This window comes from Hymenobacter sp. 5516J-16 (assembly GCF_022919335.1).
GTDB lineage: Bacteria > Bacteroidota > Bacteroidia > Cytophagales > Hymenobacteraceae > Hymenobacter > Hymenobacter sublimis.
On sequence record NZ_CP095058.1, the window covers coordinates 1,458,894 to 1,478,915 of the forward strand.

20 protein-coding genes and 2 pseudogenes are annotated in these 20,022 nt (G+C 58.0%); 18 read left to right on the top strand and 4 right to left on the bottom strand.

The features are described 5' to 3' along the window. Positions 1 to 25 precede the first annotated feature (25 nt). Positions 26 to 804, top strand: a pseudogene (locus tag MUN84_RS07080) (carbamoyltransferase C-terminal domain-containing protein). A 108-nt stretch (positions 805 to 912) separates the two neighbouring features. On the opposite strand, the gene MUN84_RS07085 reads toward MUN84_RS07080, so the two are convergent. After that, the gene (locus MUN84_RS07085) at positions 913 to 1,335 is read right to left on the bottom strand and encodes a BrxA/BrxB family bacilliredoxin (protein WP_188556178.1); all 423 of its coding nucleotides are present in this window, start codon (positions 1,333 to 1,335) and stop codon (positions 913 to 915) included. A 190-nt stretch (positions 1,336 to 1,525) separates the two neighbouring features. On the opposite strand from MUN84_RS07085, the gene MUN84_RS07090 reads away from it, so the two are divergent. The 10 genes from MUN84_RS07090 (at position 1,526) to MUN84_RS07135 (ending at position 10,503) form a co-directional block, all read left to right on the top strand. After that, positions 1,526 to 1,819: a hypothetical protein gene (locus MUN84_RS07090; RefSeq protein ID WP_244697241.1), complete on the top strand. Its 294-nt coding sequence runs from the start codon at positions 1,526 to 1,528 to the stop codon at positions 1,817 to 1,819. Positions 1,820 to 1,968: 149 nt separating this feature from the next. After that, the gene (locus MUN84_RS07095) at positions 1,969 to 3,033 is read left to right on the top strand and encodes a tetratricopeptide repeat protein (protein WP_244697242.1); all 1,065 of its coding nucleotides are present in this window, start codon (positions 1,969 to 1,971) and stop codon (positions 3,031 to 3,033) included. Positions 3,034 to 3,186: 153 nt separating this feature from the next. Further along, positions 3,187 to 4,200, top strand: a complete 1,014-nt coding sequence (locus MUN84_RS07100; protein ID WP_244697243.1) for a tetratricopeptide repeat protein — start codon at positions 3,187 to 3,189, stop codon at positions 4,198 to 4,200. Next, positions 4,197 to 5,225, top strand: a complete 1,029-nt coding sequence (locus MUN84_RS07105) for an OmpA family protein (RefSeq protein ID WP_244697244.1) — start codon at positions 4,197 to 4,199, stop codon at positions 5,223 to 5,225. The genes MUN84_RS07100 and MUN84_RS07105 overlap by 4 nt, the downstream gene beginning before the upstream one ends. 204 nt (positions 5,226 to 5,429) lie before the next feature. After that, positions 5,430 to 6,314 carry a two-component regulator propeller domain-containing protein gene (locus MUN84_RS07110; RefSeq protein WP_244697245.1) on the top strand — a complete coding sequence of 295 codons (885 nt, stop codon included), beginning with the start codon at positions 5,430 to 5,432 and terminating at the stop codon, positions 6,312 to 6,314. Beyond that, the gene (locus tag MUN84_RS07115; protein WP_244697246.1) at positions 6,281 to 7,963 is read left to right on the top strand and encodes a histidine kinase dimerization/phospho-acceptor domain-containing protein; all 1,683 of its coding nucleotides are present in this window, start codon (positions 6,281 to 6,283) and stop codon (positions 7,961 to 7,963) included. The genes MUN84_RS07110 and MUN84_RS07115 overlap by 34 nt, the downstream gene beginning before the upstream one ends. After that, positions 7,954 to 9,069, top strand: coding sequence for an ATP-binding protein (locus MUN84_RS07120; RefSeq protein WP_244697247.1), 1,116 nt, complete (start codon positions 7,954 to 7,956; stop codon positions 9,067 to 9,069). Before MUN84_RS07115 ends, MUN84_RS07120 begins: the two co-directional genes overlap by 10 nt. A 42-nt stretch (positions 9,070 to 9,111) precedes the next feature. Further along, positions 9,112 to 9,840: a LytR/AlgR family response regulator transcription factor gene (locus tag MUN84_RS07125; RefSeq protein WP_244697248.1), complete on the top strand. Its 729-nt coding sequence runs from the start codon at positions 9,112 to 9,114 to the stop codon at positions 9,838 to 9,840. Between the two features lie 76 nt (positions 9,841 to 9,916). Further along, positions 9,917 to 10,069: a hypothetical protein gene (locus tag MUN84_RS07130; protein WP_244697249.1), complete on the top strand. Its 153-nt coding sequence runs from the start codon at positions 9,917 to 9,919 to the stop codon at positions 10,067 to 10,069. After that, a complete protein-coding gene (locus MUN84_RS07135; RefSeq protein ID WP_244697250.1) occupies positions 10,066 to 10,503 on the top strand; it encodes a PKD domain-containing protein in 438 nt (145 codons plus the stop codon). The genes MUN84_RS07130 and MUN84_RS07135 overlap by 4 nt, the downstream gene beginning before the upstream one ends. Positions 10,504 to 10,731: 228 nt before the next feature. Here the strand turns inward: MUN84_RS07135 and MUN84_RS07140 are convergent, their stop codons facing one another. Then, the gene (locus MUN84_RS07140) at positions 10,732 to 11,850 is read right to left on the bottom strand and encodes a hypothetical protein (RefSeq protein ID WP_244697251.1); all 1,119 of its coding nucleotides are present in this window, start codon (positions 11,848 to 11,850) and stop codon (positions 10,732 to 10,734) included. Between the two features lie 740 nt (positions 11,851 to 12,590). Between MUN84_RS07140 and MUN84_RS07145 the strand changes: the two genes are divergently transcribed. The 6 genes from MUN84_RS07145 to MUN84_RS07170 are packed head-to-tail and all read left to right on the top strand — an operon-like array spanning position 12,591 to position 16,889. Further along, positions 12,591 to 13,064 carry a hypothetical protein gene (locus MUN84_RS07145; RefSeq protein WP_244697252.1) on the top strand — a complete coding sequence of 158 codons (474 nt, stop codon included), beginning with the start codon at positions 12,591 to 12,593 and terminating at the stop codon, positions 13,062 to 13,064. Positions 13,065 to 13,123: 59 nt separating this feature from the next. After that, entirely contained in the window at positions 13,124 to 15,079 is a 1,956-nt protein-coding gene (locus MUN84_RS07150) for an ABC transporter substrate-binding protein (RefSeq protein ID WP_244697253.1), read from the top strand. After that, positions 15,055 to 15,336, top strand: coding sequence for a hypothetical protein (locus MUN84_RS07155; RefSeq protein WP_244697254.1), 282 nt, complete (start codon positions 15,055 to 15,057; stop codon positions 15,334 to 15,336). Before MUN84_RS07150 ends, MUN84_RS07155 begins: the two co-directional genes overlap by 25 nt. Then, complete coding sequence (locus MUN84_RS07160) at positions 15,297 to 15,908, top strand: ABC transporter permease (RefSeq protein ID WP_244697255.1); 612 nt, start codon at positions 15,297 to 15,299, stop codon at positions 15,906 to 15,908. Before MUN84_RS07155 ends, MUN84_RS07160 begins: the two co-directional genes overlap by 40 nt. A 13-nt stretch (positions 15,909 to 15,921) precedes the next feature. Further along, positions 15,922 to 16,209, top strand: a complete 288-nt coding sequence (locus tag MUN84_RS07165) for a hypothetical protein (protein ID WP_244697256.1) — start codon at positions 15,922 to 15,924, stop codon at positions 16,207 to 16,209. Positions 16,210 to 16,226: 17 nt separating this feature from the next. Continuing rightward, positions 16,227 to 16,889: an ABC transporter permease gene (locus tag MUN84_RS07170; RefSeq protein ID WP_244697257.1), complete on the top strand. Its 663-nt coding sequence runs from the start codon at positions 16,227 to 16,229 to the stop codon at positions 16,887 to 16,889. 526 nt (positions 16,890 to 17,415) lie between these two features. Here the strand turns inward: MUN84_RS07170 and MUN84_RS24470 are convergent. Both MUN84_RS24470 and MUN84_RS07180 read right to left on the bottom strand, forming a co-directional pair. Beyond that, a pseudogene (locus MUN84_RS24470) lies at positions 17,416 to 18,323 on the bottom strand (SDR family oxidoreductase). 76 nt (positions 18,324 to 18,399) lie between these two features. Next, the gene (locus MUN84_RS07180; protein ID WP_244697258.1) at positions 18,400 to 19,041 is read right to left on the bottom strand and encodes a peptidylprolyl isomerase; all 642 of its coding nucleotides are present in this window, start codon (positions 19,039 to 19,041) and stop codon (positions 18,400 to 18,402) included. Between the two features lie 371 nt (positions 19,042 to 19,412). Here MUN84_RS07180 and MUN84_RS07185 point away from each other — a divergent pair, with 371 nt between their 5' ends. Then, entirely contained in the window at positions 19,413 to 19,991 is a 579-nt protein-coding gene (locus MUN84_RS07185) for a DUF2238 domain-containing protein (protein WP_244697259.1), read from the top strand. Positions 19,992 to 20,022: the final 31 nt, after the last annotated feature.

Sequence of the window (20,022 nt, forward strand, 5' to 3'; positions counted from 1 at the left end):
GCCTGGTGCTGGGTGGGGCGTACTCATGAATTCGGTGCTCAACGGCAAGCTCACCCAACGGATACCTTACCAGGAAGTATACATCGGCGCTACCCCCGACGATACCGGCATCAGCGTGGGCAGCGCCTTGTACGGCTGGCAGTACGTGCTCAACCTTCCGGCCGAACCAAGCCGGGCTAGCACGCATAATTTCTTTGGCCAGGAATACGCGGCGGCTGACGTTGAAAAGGAGCTCCAGCGCCGCAAGCTGCAGTATGAGTGCCCATCTAATCTCACTGAAGCTACGGCGGATTTGCTTCACGAAGGGTTGGTAATAGGCTGGTTTCAGGGAGCTTCGGAGCTGGGCCAGCGCGCCCTAGGTCACCGGAGTATTCTGGCGAATCCTACCCTGCCCGACATGAAAGCCCGGGTAAATGCCAGCATCAAATACCGCGAAGCCTTTCGGCCCTTTGCCCCGCAGTGCCCGTGGAACGTCAGCACGAGTTCTTCGATTTGCCAGCGGGTGAAACGGCTTATTTCATGGAAAAGGTATTTCCGCTGCTCCCGCTAGCCCAGCAGCGCCTCCCGGCCGTCACACACGACGATGGCACGGGCCGGCTCCAAAGCGTCCGGGCCGACGATAATCCACTGTTTCACGAGTTGTTGCTCGCCTTCGAAAAGCGAAGTGAGGTACCTGTGTTGCTGAACACATCCTTCAACCTCAACGGCATGCCCATGGTAGAGTCGCCGGCCGACGCCCTGGATTGCTACCTACGCTCCGGCCTCGATGCCTTGGTACTGGGGCCGTTTCTGCTGCGGAAATAAGCTAGCTACACCCGGCAGCTAATAGAAAAGCCCGTCACACCGAATGTTGTGACGGGCTTTTGCTTGGGTCAGATACTCTTGCTGATGGGCAAAAGCAGCAGCTCAGGTTTAGCAGTGCTCCTCGAAGGCACCCTGCAGGTTGTTCACGATGCGCATCAAATCGTTGCCCTCAATGTGGTAACGCTCAATCATGTGCACCAGCTCACCATCTTTAAACAGGGCAATGCAAGGGCTGCTGGGTGGGTAGGGCAGCATATGCTCGCGGGCCTTGGCCACGGCTTCCGTTTCCATGCCAGCGAATACTGTTACCAGTTTAGCGGGCTTTTTGTCGGAGCTAGAAACGGCCATTTTCAGGGCCGGACGGGCTTTGGCGGCGGCACAGCCACACACCGAGTTAACGGCCACCAGTACGGTACCGCTCTGCTCGTTGAGCACCGTGTCAACTTCTTCGGGGGTCATCAGCTGCTCGAAACCGGCCTCAACGAGGTCCTGGCGAATCGGCGCTACCATGTATTCGGGATACGTGGCCATAGGTGAAAGCTAGGCTTTAAGGTGAACTATTCCGACGACGGGAAGGCCGGCGGCAGCACGAAATTACGTAACTGCCGCCGCACTGCCACGGTCGGCGTATAGAACCACGAACCGGGCCCGGAAGTTTACTTTCCGTAAAGCTTGGTCCGGCAATTGCGGGTAGCTTTTACCGGACCGTTTGTTTACCACTATGACCTACGCCGCTTTCCTTGCCTCGCAGACCCAGCCGGAGCCGCCCGCCGGCCTGTCGCCCCTGCTGATTGCCCTTTGGCACGCCGGCCGCGACGAGTGGCACCAAGCCCACGACATTGCCCAGGATAATGAACACGACCCACTGCAGAACTGGCTGCACGCCTTTTTGCACCGCCAAGAAGGTGACCAGGGCAACGCCGCGTATTGGTACCGCCGCGCCGGGCGTCCCGCGTTCCATGGCACGTTGCGCCGGGAGTGGGAAGAGTTAGTTCGGACCCAGCTCACCGCTTAAATCGGCGTGCGGCCTATAAGCAGCGTAACACAATTGGGTATATTACATCTTGATAAATTTACACTTGCCTACATTCATTGATCTGATTTGCTGACCATTGCGTAATTAAAATTATATTTATCCCGCGCCGTTGAAACTGGCGGGATGCTATGAAAAAGATACCTTTCTTGTCCGCTACCTTACTGCTGGCAGCTGTTGCGGCCCATGCTCAGGTAGATACGGTGCGGGCTACTACCCTGCCGCCAGCCCAGCTTGCTGAGAAGCTTTATAACAGCGGCGTAGCCAAGTACAATCAAAAAAGCTACCGGGCCGCCCTGCAGGATTTCGACCGGGCTTTGGCCGCCAAGCCTGATTTTGCCAAAGCGTACTACAACCGGGCTGCTGTACGCTACGAGCTGAAAGACTTCCAGCCCGCCGTGCAGGATTACGACCAGGCCATTAAGCTCGACCCTAGCACCTTTGGCTCCTACTTCGGACGTGGCCAGGCCCGCGAGGCCCTGAAACAGCCAACGGAGGCAGAACAAGACTACGGCAAAGCCACCGAGTTGAGGGCTGATTACGCGCCCGCCTGGTACTACCGCGGCGCCTTACGCTTCGAGAAAGCCGAATACCAAGCTGCCAAGACTGATTTCGACGCGGCCATCAAAGCGGACCCTACCTACGCCTACGCCTGGCACGACCGGGCCAGCACTCAGCGCCAGTTAGGCAACCTGCCCGCCGCCATTCAGGATTATACCCAAGCGCTGAAGCTGCAGCCCGAGCTATTACCGGCCCTGCTGAACCGAGCCGCTACCCGCCGCCGCGCCGGCGACTTGAAAGGTGCCCTGCAGGACTACAACGACTACCTCGCCAAAAAACAGGATAACGCCCTCGCCTACACCAACCGCGGCAGCACCCGCTTCGAGCAGGCCGACTACAAAGGCGCAGTGGAAGATTTTAGCAAGGCCGTGGCCCTGGATGGCAGCTATGCCTTTGCCTGGAACAACCGCGCCGCCGCTTACCTCAAATTAGAGGACTACCAGCGCGCCGAAGCCGATGCTACCAAAGCCATTGGCCTAAACGCGCAGTACGCCGAAGCCTACCTCAACCGCGGCCATGCCCGCGAAATGCTCCGCCAACCCGAAGCCGCCTGCCAAGACTGGCGCAAAGCGGCCGAGTTGGGGCTGGAAATAGGTAACACCCACGCGGCCAATTCCGGCTGCGGAGCTGAATAAGGCGCAACCTACCTCCTGTTAAACTCAGAACGTCCTGCAGAGGCGCAGCCCAAGCATCTCGCTCGTGAGTAATCAAATTACCATACCACCGTCAGCACGCCAGATGCTTCGCCTTCGCCTCTGCATGATGAGCCGGTAACGCCACCATTGAATATGCACAAGTATTTACTCGCCCTGCTGCTACTCTCGGCCACGGCGGCTACGGCCCAGAACGTGGAGTTCAGCAAAGACCAGTTCGGCAGTGATAAGGAAGGGCTGAAAACGGCACAGAAGGAAATTAAGGCCGGCGACGAGTTCTACGACCTGGACCCACCCCGCTACGAGCAGGCCCTCCCCCACTACCTGGCAGCCCAAAAATTCAACCCCAATAACGCCCAACTCAACCTCAAAATCGGGGACTGTTACCTGCACTCCGGCTTTAAGCCCCGGGCCCTGGAATACCTGCAGAAAGCCTACCAGCTCAACCCCGACGTAGACCCGCGCATTCATTACTTGCTAGGCCGCGGGCTACACCTAAATGCCAAGTGGGACGAGGCCATTGCCGAGTACAAGCGTGCTACCCCGGCGGCCGGCGCCAAGAATACGGCGGGTTTCAGCCAGGATATTCAGAAGAAAATCCGGGAGTGCGAGAACGGCCGGAAGCTGGCGGCTAAACCCAGCCGCGTGTTTATCGACAATGCCGGGCCGGGCGTAAACTCGGCCTTCGCCGATTACGGGCCGGTAATCACCGCCGATGAATCCGTCATCCTGTTCACTTCGCGCCGCGACAACTCCATGGGTGGCCAAAAGGACCCCGAAACCGGTGGCTTCTTTGAGGACGTGTACCAAAGCACCCGCACGGGCAAGGGCGAGTGGTCAGCGGCGCGCAACCTGGGCGAGCCGGTAAACACCGAGGGCCACGATGCCACCGTAGGCCTGGCGCCCGACGGGCAGCGGCTACTGGTATACCTGGAGGAAAACGGCGGCGACCTGAACGAGGCCAACCTGCGAGGCGCGCAGTGGCGCAAGCCCCAGAAGTTAGGCTCCCGCATCAACTCCAAGGCCCACGAGTCGTCGGCGGCCTACACCCCGGACGGGCGCAGCCTGTACTTCGTCACCGACAAGGAAGGCGGCATCGGGGGCGCGACATTTACCGGATTGAAATTGAGGGCCGGGGCCCAGCTGTGAACCTAGGCTCCACCATTAACACCCAGTACGGGGAGGAGGGCGTATTTCTGCACCCCGATGGCAAGACCATGTACTTCTCTTCGGAGGGGCACAACTCCATGGGCGGCTACGACATCTTCAAATCGGTGTTCCAGAACGGCAAATGGAGCCCGCCGGAAAACCTGGGCTGGCCCATCAACACGCCCGATGACGACGTATTCTTCGTGATTTCCGCCTCGGGCCGCCACGGCTACTACTCCTCGTTCCGGGATGATGGGCTAGGCTCCAAGGACATATACCAGATTACCTTTCTCGGGCCCGAAAAGCCGCCATTGCTCAGCCAGGAAGACCAACTACTGGCCTCGCGCGTGCAGCCGGTTAAGGAAACCCTGCTGGCCCCGCCGGTAGCCATTGCCTCGGCCCAGGTAACTATCCTGAAAGGAGTAGTTACCGACGAGGCCAGCAAGCAACCCACCGAGGCTACCATCGACGTTATCGACAACTCCCTGAACCAAGTTATTGCCTCGTTTCAGAGCAATGCGCAGTCAGGGCGCTACCTGGTATCGTTGCCTTCAGGTATCAACTATGGCATTGTGGTGCGCAAAGACGGCTACCTGTTCCACTCCGAAAACTTTGATTTGCCGGCCGGCGCCGCCTACTCGGAGGTAATGAAAGACATTGCCCTCAAGAAGCTGGACGTAGGGGTGAAAGTGGTGCTCAACAATATTTTCTTCGACTTCGACAAGGCTACCCTACGCAAGGAAAGCACCGGGGAGCTGGAGCGCCTGCAGAAGCTACTCACCGAAACCCCTGCCCTGCGCCTGGAAATTTCCGGCCACACCGACAACGTAGGTAAAGCTGAATACAACAAGGACCTGTCTCAGCGCCGCGCCAAAGCCGTCGTGGAATACCTAGTCGGGAAGGGCATCGACAAAGGCCGCCTGACCTTTGCTGGCTACGGCGACGCCCAGCCGGTGGCGCCCAATACTACCAAGGCCGGCCGCCAGCTCAACCGCCGCACCGAGTTTAAAGTGACAGGCAAGTAGGAGCTACGAAGGAAGGCGAAAAGACTGCGCTGCTACCCGCCGTTGCCAGCCTAGGCAGCGGGTAGTAACGCAGTCTTATGGTTTAGTTGCAGCTCACCAAGCGGCCTGTTCTCGGGATTCAACGAGGAAAATCTACCGCCCGGCCAAAGCGCCACCCGCGCCGTAGGGCAAGGGCGTAACTTGCTGATCCTACCCGTTTCGTTCATGCGCTTTTGCCGTTGGTTTGTTCTAGTTTTCCTGTGCTGGGCGCTGTTTAGTGCCGCGGCTACGGCGCAGCTACTGCCGGCTAAGCGGTTTGTAACGCAGTTTGGGGCCGCTGAGGGCCTACCGCAGCCCTTCATCTATGCCCTGGCCCAGGACCGTGCCGGCTACCTCTGGATTGGTACCGCCGAGGGTTTGGTACGCTTTGATGGCACAGAATTCGTCACGTTTACTACCGCCAATGGGCTAGCCGAGGATTTTGTCACTCGCCTGTACGTGCACCCGCGCACCGGCCAGCTGTGGGTTGGGCACTATCAGGGCGCGGTGTCGCGCTGGCAGGGGCAGCGGCTGCAGCGGGTATCTGCCCAGGCGGCACGGGCAGCGGGTTTTTCGGCCCCGCAGGGTATTGCGCCCCCGGATACAACACTGGCTGCTCTTAATGGTGCGGTTTCCTTATCGCAAGTACTACCCCCTGGCACCGTAGCCCAATGCGTGCTAACCGACCGGGAGCATAATGTCTGGATTGGGACTGCCGGGCGGGGGTTGTGGCGCTGGTCAGACCGGCATATTACCTTTTTTCCTTTCGCCGAAAACTCGCCCACGGGCACAGTGCGGGCGCTGTTCAGTCAGAATAAAGCCTTTGGTATGCTCAGCACGGGGCAGTTGTTTCAGTTAGATAAGAATTCCCGGCGCACTTCGCCGCTGACTGTTTTCCCCGGCAAGCTGCTACCCTACCCACCGAGCGTGGTGCTAGAAACGCCGGACGAGCGTGGGCACCCGGTTGCCGATGGCTCCAACCCTAACTCTCCCCCGCCTCTGTGTGGGCGGGCACCACCGGGCATGGTCTCTGGCAAATGCAACTCTCAGCTAACCGCCCCAAGCCCATGATGAAGCGGGTACGACGGCTGCCAACGGACGCAAGCATTACGGCCCTCACCCAGCACCCCAACGGCGACCTATGGGTAGGCACGGCACTAGACGGCGTGTACCGTTTGCCCGCTGATTCCGCCCGGCCAGCCCAGCACTTCACCACGGCCAATGGCTTGCTGCACAACACCATCTACGCCCTCACAACTGATACGGCCGGCGGCATTTGGGTGGGCACCCACGACACGGGCCTGGCCGTGTGGCAGCGCGGGCAGTTTCGGTACCATCGTTTTCCCCAAGGTGGCATTGATGTAGCGGCGTTGCTGACTGATGAGGCCGGTCGCGTGTGGATTGGAACGGAAGGCACTGGAATCCTGTGCTACTCGAAAGGTAAATTTCAAGCCTACAGCACTGCGCAGGGGTTGGCTTCGCCTTATGTCTACACCTTGCTACCCATACGTTGGGGCGGCAGCTTCCAGCCCAACTTTCGCCGGAAGCAGGTGGCAGTCATTCACCGCAATGCCATCAGTTTCGCGGATTCCAGGCAGCATTTTGCCCCGGCTACGTTGCCCGACAATCCACTGGTCCAAGGCCTGCTACCCCAGGTTGCCGCAGCCCAAGACGAGTATTGCATGTGGGTTAGCACCCGCTCCGGCCTGCTGCGCCTGCGCACCGATGCGCCACACCTGTTGCCTACCTCCAGCGCGCCGCAGCCAGCCCTGCTAACCAGCGAGGTAGATGGTGCTGCCCGCCCGCCCCAGCAACTAGGTGATTTGTCGCCTACCCAGCACCGGGTGTCATTTCGGTTTCGGGGCATCAGCCTGCTGCCGGGCCGGGCGGGCGTACAGTACCAGTACCGACTGCGGGGCTACCACGCGGAATGGAGCCGTCCTACCACTGTGGACGAAGCGCAGTTTCCGCGCCTCGACGCGGGCCAGTATACCTTCGAAGTTAGGGCCCGCTCCGGGGAACACGGCCCTTGGTCGAGGCCGGTTGCCGCCAACTTCAGCATTGCAACTCCCTTCTGGCGCACGTGGTGGTTTGCCGCGCTGAGCGTGCTGGCAGCGGGAGCAGCTATTTGGGCGTTTGTACGGGGGCGCGAAATCACGCTGCGCCGCCAAAAGCTACAGCTGGAAACCACCGTGCGCGAAAGAACCGCCGAGCTGCGCCAGCAAAAAGCCCAAACCGAGCAGATCAACGCCGACTTGGTGGTAGCCCGGGACGCGGCCGAGGCGTCGCGCCGGGCGAAGGCTCAGTTCCTGGCCAACATGAGCCACGAAATCCGAACGCCCATGAATGCGGTTATCGGCCTGACTCACTTGCTGCGCAATACTCCCGTAGATGCTGAGCAGGGCGAGTATTTGGAGGCCATTCAGTCGTCTTCCCAGAACCTACTGGTTATCATCAACGACATCCTGGACTCCTCAAAAATGGAGGCCGGTAAGCTTACCCTGGAGCAAGCGCCCTTCCGCCTGCCCGAATTGGTGGAACGGGTGGCGCGCATGTTCCAGTTTGCCACCGAAGCCAAGGGTTTGTACCTGCGCACCGAGGTAGCGGCCGAGGTACCCGCCGCTATTCTCGGCGACTCCGTGCGCCTAAACCAGGTGCTGGTAAACCTCGTGGGCAATGCCATCAAATTCACAACCCGCGGGGCGTTAGCGTGCGGGTAAGCGTAACGGCAGAGGCAGAAGCGCCCCTCCGGCTGCGCTTTGCCGTGCAGGACACCGGGATTGGCATTGCCGCCGATAAGCTGGACGCCATTTTCGAGGATTTTTCCCAGGCCAACGCTAGCACCACCCGGCAGTTTGGCGGCACGGGGCTGGGCCTAAGCATTGCCCGTAACCTTGTGCACCTGCACGGCGGCCGGGTGTGGGTGGAAAGTGCGGAGGGCCAGGGCTCCACGTTCTGGTTTGAAATTCCTTGCCTACCCGCCGACGAAGCCAGCGTCCGGCCCGAAGCGGCGGCTTCCCTAGCGCCCTTCGAGCCGGCCCTGCGGGTGCTGGTGGCCGAAGACAACGACCTGAACCAACTGGTAGCCCGCAAAACCCTGGAAGCCTGGAATGTGCAGGTAACTATTGCCGCCAACGGCCGCTTGGCCGTGGCAGCCGCCCAGCAGCACCCCTTCGATGCCGTGCTGCTCGATGTGCAGATGCCGGAAATGGATGGGTACGAGGCGGCCCGCCAGCTGCGCATGCTCTTCCCCGACGCCGGGCGCCTACCCCTTATCGGCCTTACAGCCTCGGCCCTACCCGAAGACCGGGCCCTGGCCCTGGCCGCCGGCATGAACGATACGCTGGCCAAGCCCTTTGACCCCGCCGTACTCTACGCCCGCTTGGCCTATTTCACGGGCCGCACCGAAGCCCCAGCTCGGTCCCTACTTCCCTACCCCCGTACGCCCAGCAAGTTTGGCTGCGGGCGGGCCGGCCATACAGCCGCCCGATTGGAGCTTGTTGGAGGAGTTAGCGGGCGGGAACGAGGCCTTCGTGCACCAGATTGTTCGAACGTTTCTGACGCAGGCGCCAGCCCTTCTGGGCCAGCTCCACTTGGCGGCGGCAGCGGCCTCGGGCACGGAAATAGCCGCTCTGGCGCACAAGCTCCGGGGCAGGTTGCTTATTTTGGCGTTGAGGGCCTGGCGCAACAACTGGAGCAGTTGGAGCAGCAAAGCCGGTTAGGTCATGAGCCCGGGACGCTAGCGGAATTGTTGGAGGATATAGAACAGCAGTTCACCCGTTTATATCCGCTTCTTCAGCGGCGTTTGTCACAAAGTACCGGGTAAACCACCTGTGCTTTTTCCGGGGCACCTTGTACCTTTGACGTTATGGCCGAAACTGCTACCACTCTCCGCTGCCTGGTTGTTGACGACGACCCGCTTGCTCTGCAGATCGTTGAAAACTGCGTGGCAACTACGCCTTTTCTAGTGCACGCCGGCAGCTGCTCCAGCGCCATTGCTGCCGCCGAAGTGCTGCGCACGGAGCCCATCGACCTGCTGTTTCTCGACGTGGAAATGCCCCTGATGTCGGGGCTGGATTTAGTCCGCACTTTGCAGCACCCGCCGCTGGTTATTCTTATTACCAGCAGCAAGAGCTACGCCGTGGAAGCCTTTGAGCACGAAGTACTTGACTACGTGGTGAAGCCCATCAGCTACGCCCGCTTCCTGCAGGCCGCCCAGAAAGCTCTTGCCGCCCACGAAACTCACCTGAACCCAGCCCTCGATACCATTGTCGCGCCCACAAACACGCAGTTCACCTTCGTGAAAGTGGATAACAAGCTGCTGAAGGTGTTATTCGATGACGTCCGCTACGTGGAAGCCTTGGGCGACTACGTACACATCGTGACGGCCAAGAGCAAGCTGATTGTGTACAGCACGATGCGGGCGGTAGAGGAAAAATTTCCTTCTACCCTGTTTGTGCGGGTGCACCGCTCTTTCATCGTTAATCTGAAACGGGTGCAGACCATTGAAGACAACACGGTGGTCATCGACGAGAAGCACATTCCTATTGGCCAGACGTATCAGCGCGAGGTTTTTCAGCGTCTTAATAAGTTTTAGCTCGTCGGCGTTGCCTGCTCCCCCCTGCCTACCTTTCCGTTTCCGCACTTACCGTCGGCGGCTTCTGCCATGCTGCTTGCTGGTGTTTGGCTGGTTGCTGGCTTTGCCTGCGGCCCGTGCCCAGCAGGCCGGCGACACGCTTAGCGCGGCCTGTCCCGCACCTAGGGTAGTGGAGCTGTGCGTGGAGTTGGATGCCAGCCGGGCCATTGACCCCGGCGCCGGCCCTTGACGTTCCGCTGGGACATGGGCGACGGCACGCAGCTCACTGGCCCAGCTATTTCCCACTGCTACCAGGAGCGTAAGCTCTATACCGTGCGGCTGGATGTGGTGGAAGAAGCCACTGGCGAGGTGCGCCGCGCCGAAAGGCTCATTCCCGTCGATTTCACCCAAGAAATTGTGCTCAACTTTCGCGCCGGCTCCACTGACACCGTGCGGGTAGGCCAGCCCGTTGTCTTCGATGCTCTAGATTCGCAGTTGCCGCTGTGCCAGAACGTGGTGGTGCTATGGGACTTTCGGGACGGGTTTGTGACTAACGGCCGGCAGGTACGGCACGCCTTTCGGCGGCCGGGCCAGTATCCGGTTCGCATGAGCCTGCGCGGCAACGGCCCCGACTCCTGCCCTAGCAGCCACTGCGTGAGTCGCACGCTGGTAGTAGTGCCGTAACACTTGCGCATAAACAACTGTAGGATTCGGGCGTTCAGCTATTTAGATGATGACAGAAGTTGGCCCTAGCCAGTGTTGCCGCTAGGCAAACTATAAATATCTCAAGGCTTTGGTTCTGTAGCCTTAGGCATTGCGGCCTTCCAGGCCTAGCACTTGCAAGACGTTACGTTACACGCTGTACTGCTGCCCGTCTCTGTGCCTTCTGAGGCTGTACACGCGCATTCTCTTTTACATCACCCTGCTGCGTTGCGCCGCCTGTTCGTTTGCTACCTGGGTAGCGGCCAACTGCTGCAGAATTCCTAACGTTAGCTCCCACAGGTCTTCGTAAGGAATAATTTCTATTTCGCCGTAAGCCTCACCAGGTTGGGGCGCGGCCCGCAGACGCTCCAGCAGAGGCGCCGTTTTTTTCTCGCAGGCTTCCGGCACGAAGTTTTCCTTCACCGTCATCAGCAGCATTCGAAAGAACAGCTGGCTACGTAGCGTAGCGGGGTCCCGCAGGTGGCGCTGCTCATACTTGCGCAACCCTTCCAAACGCGCCAGCAAGCCCTCAATGTCGCGGCGCCGGAGGAAGTATAAAAACTGTAGAATTAGAATAGCTACGTTGTAGCCTTGCTTATCGCGGCTATAGTCGGGTACCGTCTGCACGAACTGGGCGAACTGCCGCATTTTAAGCGGCGAAGTTTCCGAACGGACGAAGAGCAGATACGTCTCATACAACTCCCACCGCTGCTGCGCGGCCGAACGTTGCTTGCCATAATAGGGGTTCTTGCGAGCCTGAGAAAGTAAGTCGAAGGCGTGCTCGTATTGCCGGGCATGCACGGCCAGCATGAAGTAAGTTTCTAGGTAATAGAACCAGTTTCCGGATGAGTAGTGGAAATCTTTAAAGTATTCCTCTGCCAATTTTAACCCCTCTACTGCCTTGCGGCAGCGCAGGTGCGCGTACACGCTCATATAGTTGTTAAAGCGCTTGTCGAAGCGCTTCTGATTGATGCGGCCCTGCTGCCACTCTCGCTCCGTATCGGCCGTTATTTTAATAATCTCTTGGTAGTTACCTATTGCTTCTTCCCTGGATAACTTGGTTACATACAAGTAATAAAAGGTGTTATAGCTCTTCACTTTCTTATGCAGATTCTCGAGGTGTTCCAAGTGCAAGGGCAACTGTTGCATCAGAAACTGCCGGGCCCGAATCCGGTAGATGGAGAGTAATTTGACCTCATAAAACCGTTGCTCTGCTTCATCTTCCAGCGTTAATCTTTCCTGCAGCTTGCTAAGTTGCTGGTTCATCGCTTTGAACCGGACCGGATTACGCATTTCAGCGTACATGTTGCGTAAAATGCGGGTGCACATAACGGCATACTGCGTTAGCTCCGCTTCAGAGGCTACTAGCAATGCCTTCCGGTATAGCTTCTCCGCCAAAGTGTACTCTGCCTCTCCGGTCAAGATGCGCGCTTGGTGCAAAAGGCCCAGGCAGTGCTGCTCGTGTCGCCGGGCAACCATGTGGCGGATGTCGGTATGGTCAAGAAAGTACAGGTGATTCAGTAGTTTCTGCTGTACTCTCGACTTAAGCTGCCGAAATGCAGTCTGGCTTTTTGCCTCCGCATTGCCATACAGCGTTTTTACAAGCTTGTTTTGGGTGATATTAGGCTCTTGTTCCAGCAACCGAACAAGCTGCAGATCTTTATTCGCCGTTCTACGAGCCGAGAAATCTAGAAAAGGCAATACCGCCAATCTACGATCTGTCACAATTTTTACTAAAGTAGCTAATTCATTCATAGCTCAAAGCGCTTATACAGTGTTTTTAGGCAGCTATGCAGTGCATGCTTGCCTGCAAATCTATGTCACAATTTAGAAAATTAAGGCCTTTGCATAACCGATGTGCTGTCCTTCTTTTGTACTTGGGTTTTTCTGTATAATTCTTAGCTCGCATGTCACATTTCAGTTGAAATTGGCCAGCATTTTTGCCGATTTTCTACTTAAATAATTCAATTATATATCAAAACAGGCATAAATACGAGTTTAGCATAACGTGATTCTGAGCTTAAAACAGCGTCACGTTTACGCATTTTCTTTCCTTTACGCAGGCTGGTTTGGAACCCACCTTTGTGTCAGTCAATCACTTGAACCACAAACAATTCCAGATCATGTTAAAGGTATTCATCCTCGGCCTGCTTCCCTTCTCAGCTCTCACTATCACTACTGCTTCCCAGCAGAAACCGGCCGCCATAGTCTCCGCTCCTGTTGCGGTGCATGGTACTAATGGATGGGGCGAAGGTTATTTGGCTTTAGGTCACGGCACCAATGGATGGGGCGAAGGCTACTTAGCCGTAGGTCACGGCACCAACGGGTGGGGCGAAGGTTACCTAGCAGTAGGACATGGTACCAATGGTTGGGGCGAAGGCTACCTGGCAGTAGGTCACGGTACTAATGGTTGGGGTGAAGGTTATTTGGCAGTAGGCCATGGCACTAATGGCTGGGGCGAAGGTTATTTGGCTTTAGGTCACGGCACCAATGGATGGGGTGAAGGCTACAAGCATTTCGCTTCTGTAAGCAGCGTGTGCTAATATCTCCTCTTAAAACGTGGTAACTTGCCGGGCCTAATACTCTGCGTGGTTACCCGTTCATGAAGCAACTTCTTCCCGGTCTGATTTTGCTGTTGTGGGCCAGCCTTTGCTCCTCCTGCTCCCCCACTCCTGCTGATACTACCTCTACTATCCGTATCCGATGGGCCCGGGACCCCGAGAATCTAGATCCGCTTATTGTCGATAATCCCAGTTCGAACGAAACCATTAACCTTCTGCATTGCAGCCTCTTACGGACCAGCGAAGCAGCTCACGGTTTCGCTCCCTGGCTGGCAGCCGCAGTGCCTACCACCCAAGCCCTGAACGACTCCCTGCAACTGGTTACCTACCAGCTGCGCCCCGAGGCAACCTGGGATAATGGCTCGCCCGTGCTAGCGCGTGATGTGGCCTTCACCCTAAAGGTTATGAACTGCCCAGGGCTGCCCATTGAAATAGCCCAGGCTCATTACGGGGTTATTCGCGACATTCGCCTGGACCCCAAAGATTCCCGCCGCTTTACGCTGGTAGTTGCCAGCCAAGACGTCGGCACTTCCGGAGACTACTCCATCCTTCCTGAATACGCCCTTGATCCGCAGGGCAAGCTGCGGGCCGTTTCCGTGCCGGAACTACGCCGGCAGCAGCAACCGGCCCTGGCCGCCGAGTTTGCGCGGCGGTACCAATCTCTGAACTTGGCTCGCCATCCGGAACGTGCGCCCGGCTGTGGGCCCTACCGGCTGGTAAAGTGGCAAAGCGGCCGTTCCCTTACGTTACAACGCAAAGCCAATTGGTGGGCCGACAAGATTTCCACGCCACCCGCTGTGCTGCAGGCTTACCCTGAGCGCCTGACGTTTCAGGTAATTCCGGACGCTGGCACCGCTACCTTGGCCTTGCGGCGCGGAGAATTGGAGCTATACGCCATGATGCCGGCCGGCGAATTTGCCCGCCTGCAACAGTCGGCCACCGATACGGAGCGGCTGCAGTTTTACACCACCGATTCCTACCAGTTTCTGACGGCGAGCTTCAACGTGCGCCAGCCAGCACTTCAGGACCGGCTTACCCGGCAGGCCCTGACGCATCTTTTCGATGTTCCCGCTCTCATTCAGGCCTCTCAGCAGGGAGCTGCCTACCCCAGCGTAGGCCTGATTAGCCCGCGCCTGAAACCTTATTACAACGACAGCCTGCCCCTGCCCGACTTCAACCCGGCCCAGGCCGTTCGGCTGCTGCAGCAAGCCGGCTGGCAACGCTCAGCCACGGGCAGTTGGCAGCGCGGCACCACTGCGCAGCCGGTGTTGCTTAAGCTCAGGGTGAGCTACCGGGCCGGTGAGCCTAGCTTCGAAACTGCGGCCCTGCAGTTCAGAGCCGCTGCGGCCGCCCTGGGTATTTCCATTGAGCTTCGTCCTACGGAGCCCTCTTTGCTGAGCCGCCAGGTGCGCGCCGGCGACACGGATATTACCATTAGTAACTTGTCGGGGCAGCCTTTTTCCTACGATTTTACTTCGTTACTGCATTCCTCAAGCGTAGGCGTGAGCAACTTCACAGGCTTTTCTAACCCCGCTGCCGATGCCCTAATTGAGCAGTTGGTAGCAACCCAGCAGCCCGCGCGCAAGACGGTGTTGCTACGCCGATTTCAGCGCTTATTGGCGCAGGAACGCCCTTTTACAGTGCTTTACTTTCTGAAACACCGGATTGCCGCTTCGCGGCGCTTGGGGCCCATTCCCGTCACGGGGTTGAAGCCGGGCTATGAAGCCGCCCGCATTCGGCCCTACCCCTGCCGGCTCAATAAAGGTTTATGGCAGGGTGGCCGTTGCTGCGCTATACCATCCGGACGCTGCTCGCGGCTTGGCTACTTATATCCAGCTTGTTTCTGCTCAGTCGCGCCAACACTGACCAGGATACTTTCCTGCAAAATTCTACGGAAGGAAACGGCCGCCTACTCTCCGCAGCCGACCAGGTCCGCACCACCCAACAGTTGCTGCGGCGGTACGGGTTGGATATGCCCCTGTTCTACGTTACCCTAGACTCAGCCGCTGCCGCAGGGCGCTTAGCTTGGCGCTGGCACGGCACCCGCAACCAGTATCATCAGTGGTTTCGGCAGCTGCTGGCCGGCGACTTGGGCACCTCCTACCGCGACGGCGCGCCGGTAACGGAAATATTAGGTCGGTCGTTGTCTTACACCTTGCCCTTAACACTACTTGCAGCCTTGGTAAGCACGGGCCTTACGCTGGGGCTGGTGCTGTGGCTGAGCTACCGCCCCGGTGGCGTAGCATTTGGCTGAGCGGGCTGCATTTCTTACAGGCTCTGCCCCTATTTCTACTGGCTACTGGCTTGTTGCTACTGCTTGCCAACCCAGATGTTTTGGCGTGGTTTCCGGCTTTTGGCCTAGGGCTTGAATATGAGGCTGTGGCGTGGTGGCAGCAACCAGGCCGCCTGCTTTACTTCTTGGCCCTGCCCGCGCTTAGCTTGGTTTTGGTGACGGTGCCTGGGCTAGTAGTGCAGCTTAACGGGACTTTGCAGCGCGAGCTGCAACAGCCTTACATTGCTACGGCTCGTGCCAAAGGTGCAAGCTCCTCCCGCGTTGTCCGCCACCACGCCTTGCGCAACGCCCTGCTGCCTACCGTTGCGCTACTCTCGGCGTTGTTTCCCAACTTGGTGGCCGGGGCTACCATCGTAGAAGTGCTGTTTGCCTTGCCAGGAATGGGCCGCTTACTGGCTGATTCTGCGGCCGCGCAAGATTACCCGGTGCTGCTGGCGGCCGTGGGCCTGGTTGCGCTAGTGCGCGTAGCGGCCCAAGTACTAGCCGACGCCCTGTATCTGGCACTGGACCCTCGAATCCGGATGCACGCATGAACTGGAGACGGGGGTGCTGTCTGGGCGAAAAATTGCGGCTGGCAGCTGGCTGGTAGGAGTTACCATTGCCGCGTTGTTAGCTCCTGCCTCCGTTCCCGCTCCCGATTTACTGCACACTACCCAAGCGCCTTTCCAAGCGGGTCATTGGCTAGGAACCGATCCGCAGGGCCTTGATGTGGGCGTGTCTTTGCTGCAGGGTAGCCGGACCGTGGTGTTTAGCAGCGTGCCGGCGACAGTTCTAACCCTGTTGCTGGGGCAGTACTGGGTAGCGCAGCTGGTTACTGGAGTAATCGGGCTGTAACCTCGGTTGCGTTGGCAATGGCAACAGTTTTTGGGGTAGGGTTTGGGCTATTTTTCTTACCTGAACTACTAACCTCTCCCGTTCCCGGAGTTACGCTCTGGCTGGCGGCGAGTGGACTGGTGTATCTGCTTCTGCGGCACACGGCTTGGGCGCGGCGTCCCATCACCTTCCCACTTGATGCCCTACTGATGGGAGGCATCAACTTGCTGGACTCCATTCCTATTCTGATTCTGGTTATTGGAGTAGCAGCCGTGCAGCGCCCTTCCGCCGCCGGAATAATTGCCTTGCTCACCCTCACCTGCTGGACTACCCCCGCTCGTATCATGCGGGCGGCAACGCTACAGGTAGCGGCCCGGCCCTACGTAGAAGCTGCTCGCATGCTGGGCCTTACCAATGCTCAGTTGCTCCGGCGTCACATCTGGCCTAATACATGGCCGTTGCTAGTCGTCCAACTGCCACTGACCGTTGCCGCTCTCATTGGTTTGGAAACCACTTTGTCCTTTTTAGGCGTTGGCTTTTCCCCTGATATTCCGAGCTGGGGCAAGCTGTTATCTACTGTGCGTCAGGCGCCTACCGCGTGGTGGCTGGCCCTGTGGCCTGGCTTGGCATTAGCTGCTACCATTGTAAGCCTGCACAGCTTGGCTAGGTTGGGCGAAACTCGATCTGATGTCACAAAATAGGCCTCTAAATCCAGGCATCTGGTCGTTACTGATTACAGTAAATAAATGCAACTAGTTAATTTTCAGAAGCTAGTTAATCATCTTGACTAGTTCAGCACCTGATAGAACCTATTTTATATTTCCTGAATACAAGTCACGGTTCACGCGAAAGTGTCCTTTACAGCCCCTAGTATTGGCTATTAATATTGTCATGTGGAACAGGTAGCACGATAGGTACTACTCTTCTTCATCAACTAAACTACTTAGGAAAGCATACCCAAAATTGTACGGGCCACTTCAGTGGTAGCCGTGCGATTTCGGCGAAGAAACGCGGTTACGGCCCTTTTCTCGCTTTGGGTAATTATATAATTATAGTAGGCCGCGCTTACATCTGCTCGTGATGCGCGGCGCTACTTCAGGTTGTTGCAATAGGTGTGTGAAAATCCCGCAGGCGTTGTCTGCGGGTTTTTTGCGTTTAACCCTTTACGCAACAATTGCATCGGAGCCTCGGGACGGACCGGTTTTCAGGTCTACTCGTTCATGGTGCTCAGGCAGCAGGTTCTGTCTGGCGCGCGAGCAGGGCAATACCTTCTTGGAAGGTATGAGGCCGGAAGCCTAATTGCTCTTCGGCTTTGGCAATGATAAAACCTGTGCGCAACGGCCGGGTGGCAGGTTGCGAGAATGTGCTGGCGTCGACCTTAACCAGTAAGCCGGCATCGAGCTGGTAGAAGGCGGCGACCTGCTGGGCTAGCTGATAGGGCGTAAACAGCTCGCAGCTGCTGATGTGGTAAATGCCCGTAGCGCGCAACTTAGCAGCCAGCCAGCAGCCCTGAGCCAGGTCTTCGGCCAGGGTGGGCGTCCGGAACTGGTCGTTTACCACCTTAATTTCCTTGCCCGCGCGTAGCGAGTCGCGCACCCAAAGCACAATGTTGGTACGGCCGTACTCGTGGGCTACCCCATACACGAGGGCCGTGCGCAGAATGGCCCAGGGCGTTCGACAGGCCTGCACGAGCCGCTCGGCGGCCAGCTTACTTTCTCCGTAAAAATTGACGGGTGCTGGCGCCGCTTCCTCCGCCAGGGGCCCTCGTCCCCGCTGAAAACGAAATCGGTGCTGACGTGCACGAGGTGAACCTGGTGCAGCTCGCAGGCTTCAATCAGATGCGCTACGGCCGTCACGTTTTGCTCCCAGCATGCCTGCTGGTGCAGCTCACACTCATCCACATTGGTCATGGCGGCCGTGTGCACGAGGTGGGTAGGCTTCTCCCGCCCGATTACTGCCAGTACCTGCTCGCGCACCGTTACATCCAGGGGTACAAACCGAACCTGTGGGTGCACGGCGGCCAGTTTGTTGGCCCCACGTGAGGTAGCAACTACCTCCACGCCGGACTGCTGCTTCAATAGTTCAACCAGCTTTTGCCCCAGCAGCCCATTAGAGCCCGTAATCAGAATTTTCATGGGTGGGTTATTCGGTTTCGGGGCTCCAGGTGAGGTGAGCAGCGGAGAAAAGCACGTGGAATTTCCCGGCGGAAACTTAGTACTGGTAGCCGTAGAGCTCGGTAATTTTCTTTTTCCTGAGCTTCTCTACCTTCACCGTCATCTTGATATCCGTAACGGGACGGTTACGGTCGGCGGTGGGCTGCTGGGCTATCTTATCGACGATGTCTTGCCCACTAATGACCTGGCCGAATACGGTGTACTGCCCGTTCAGATGGGGCGTGCCTTGCGGATTCTGGACGATGTAAAACTGCGAGGCGCTGCTCTGGCGCTGAGGATTTATAAAGTCGGGGGTGCGGGCGGCGGCCACGGCCCCGCGCTTGTGGGTAAGCTCCGGCCGGATTTCGGCCGGAATCATTTTTTCATCGGGCGCGCCGCTACCGTCGTTGGTCGGGTCAGAGTCTTTGGAGCTGGGGTCGCCGCCCTGCACCATGAAGTTGGGAATCACGCGGTGGAACGTGGTGCCATTGTAGAACCCGCTCTGGGCCAGCTTCAGGAAGTTGGTTTTGTGCAGGGGCGTCTCATTGAACAGAATCAGGCGAATGTCGCCCTGGGACGTGCTGATGGTGACCAGCTCATCCTTTTTGCTTTTGCGCGGACCTTTAGCGGCCTTGACCACGGGAGCACCCAGTCCAACTATCAGGCCCACCAGAAGCGTGTAACGGAAGAAAGATTTCATAGCGAAAGACAGATGCGGAGAATACAAGCAAAACTACGGGGTTTACGCCAGCTCAGCGACAAATTCTGCCAGCGGCTTCTCGTCTGTGGCTAGCCCGGATAGCCGCCTTGTTGCCTTCCCGCGAAAGTTGTGCCGCAACACGCTTTCGAGCCGAAAAGCTGGCCCGCTAACTGGCGGCTACAATTAACTGCAAGACACCTTGTGCTGGTAGCAGGCCGGCAAGGAAGGTACATTTTCCGTGGAAACACAGCTAAATCACGGGGAAGCCGTAAGGGCTGCCTACCTCATCTTTCGCACGCCAACCTTATGCACGCAACGGCTACCCCTCTCCCTCTTCCTGGTTTTCGAAACTTCTGCTGGTCATCTACCTGGTGGAGTTTGTGGTCCTGGGCCTTCATCCTGCCGACCGGGGCACGTGGTGGGCCGAGAATCTGCCCATTATCCTGATTGTAGTAGCCTTGGTAGTGCTCTACGTGCGCGGAGTGCGGTTCTCAAACCTTGCGTACGGGCTGATGAGTGTGCTGATTTTCATGCATACCGTGGGAGGCCATTATACCTTCGAGAAGGTGCCTTTTGACTGGTTTAACAACCTGTTTGGCTTTAAGCGCAACATGTACGACCGGGTGGCGCACTTTTCGGTTGGCTTCTACGCGTATGCCTTGCTGGAGTACACTGACCAGCGCGACCTTATCCGCAGCCGTGTTATCAGCTACCTATTTCCGCTCTGCGTTATTGGGACGGTAGCCATGAGCTACGAACTGATTGAATGGGTGTACGCCGAGGTAGCTGGGGGCGACGCCGGAGCCGCCTTCCTGGGCAGCCAGGGCGACATCTGGGATGCTCAAAAGGACATGCTTGCTGATACCAGTGGTGCCATCCTGGCGCTCATTCTCTACGCGCTATTCGGCCGAGGCCGGCAACCACTCCGCCCGGTAGAACTGCAATCCTAACCCAAGCAAAAGGCCGCTCTTTGGTAGGGCG

Coding starts and splice junctions, on each gene's coding strand:
- MUN84_RS07125 (WP_244697248.1), top strand. CDS start 9,112: ATGGCCGAAACTGCTACCACTCTCCGCTGCCTGGTTGTTGACGACGAC.
- MUN84_RS07100 (WP_244697243.1), top strand. CDS start 3,187: ATGCACAAGTATTTACTCGCCCTGCTGCTACTCTCGGCCACGGCGGCT.
- MUN84_RS07085 (WP_188556178.1), bottom strand. CDS start 1,335: ATGGCCACGTATCCCGAATACATGGTAGCGCCGATTCGCCAGGACCTC.
- MUN84_RS07180 (WP_244697258.1), bottom strand. CDS start 19,041: ATGAAATCTTTCTTCCGTTACACGCTTCTGGTGGGCCTGATAGTTGGA.
- MUN84_RS07150 (WP_244697253.1), top strand. CDS start 13,124: ATGAAGCAACTTCTTCCCGGTCTGATTTTGCTGTTGTGGGCCAGCCTT.
- MUN84_RS07140 (WP_244697251.1), bottom strand. CDS start 11,850: ATGTGCACCCGCATTTTACGCAACATGTACGCTGAAATGCGTAATCCG.
- MUN84_RS07115 (WP_244697246.1), top strand. CDS start 6,281: ATGCAACTCTCAGCTAACCGCCCCAAGCCCATGATGAAGCGGGTACGA.
- MUN84_RS07155 (WP_244697254.1), top strand. CDS start 15,055: ATGCCCCTGTTCTACGTTACCCTAGACTCAGCCGCTGCCGCAGGGCGC.
- MUN84_RS07090 (WP_244697241.1), top strand. CDS start 1,526: ATGACCTACGCCGCTTTCCTTGCCTCGCAGACCCAGCCGGAGCCGCCC.
- MUN84_RS07110 (WP_244697245.1), top strand. CDS start 5,430: ATGCGCTTTTGCCGTTGGTTTGTTCTAGTTTTCCTGTGCTGGGCGCTG.
- MUN84_RS07170 (WP_244697257.1), top strand. CDS start 16,227: ATGGCAACAGTTTTTGGGGTAGGGTTTGGGCTATTTTTCTTACCTGAA.
- MUN84_RS07095 (WP_244697242.1), top strand. CDS start 1,969: ATGAAAAAGATACCTTTCTTGTCCGCTACCTTACTGCTGGCAGCTGTT.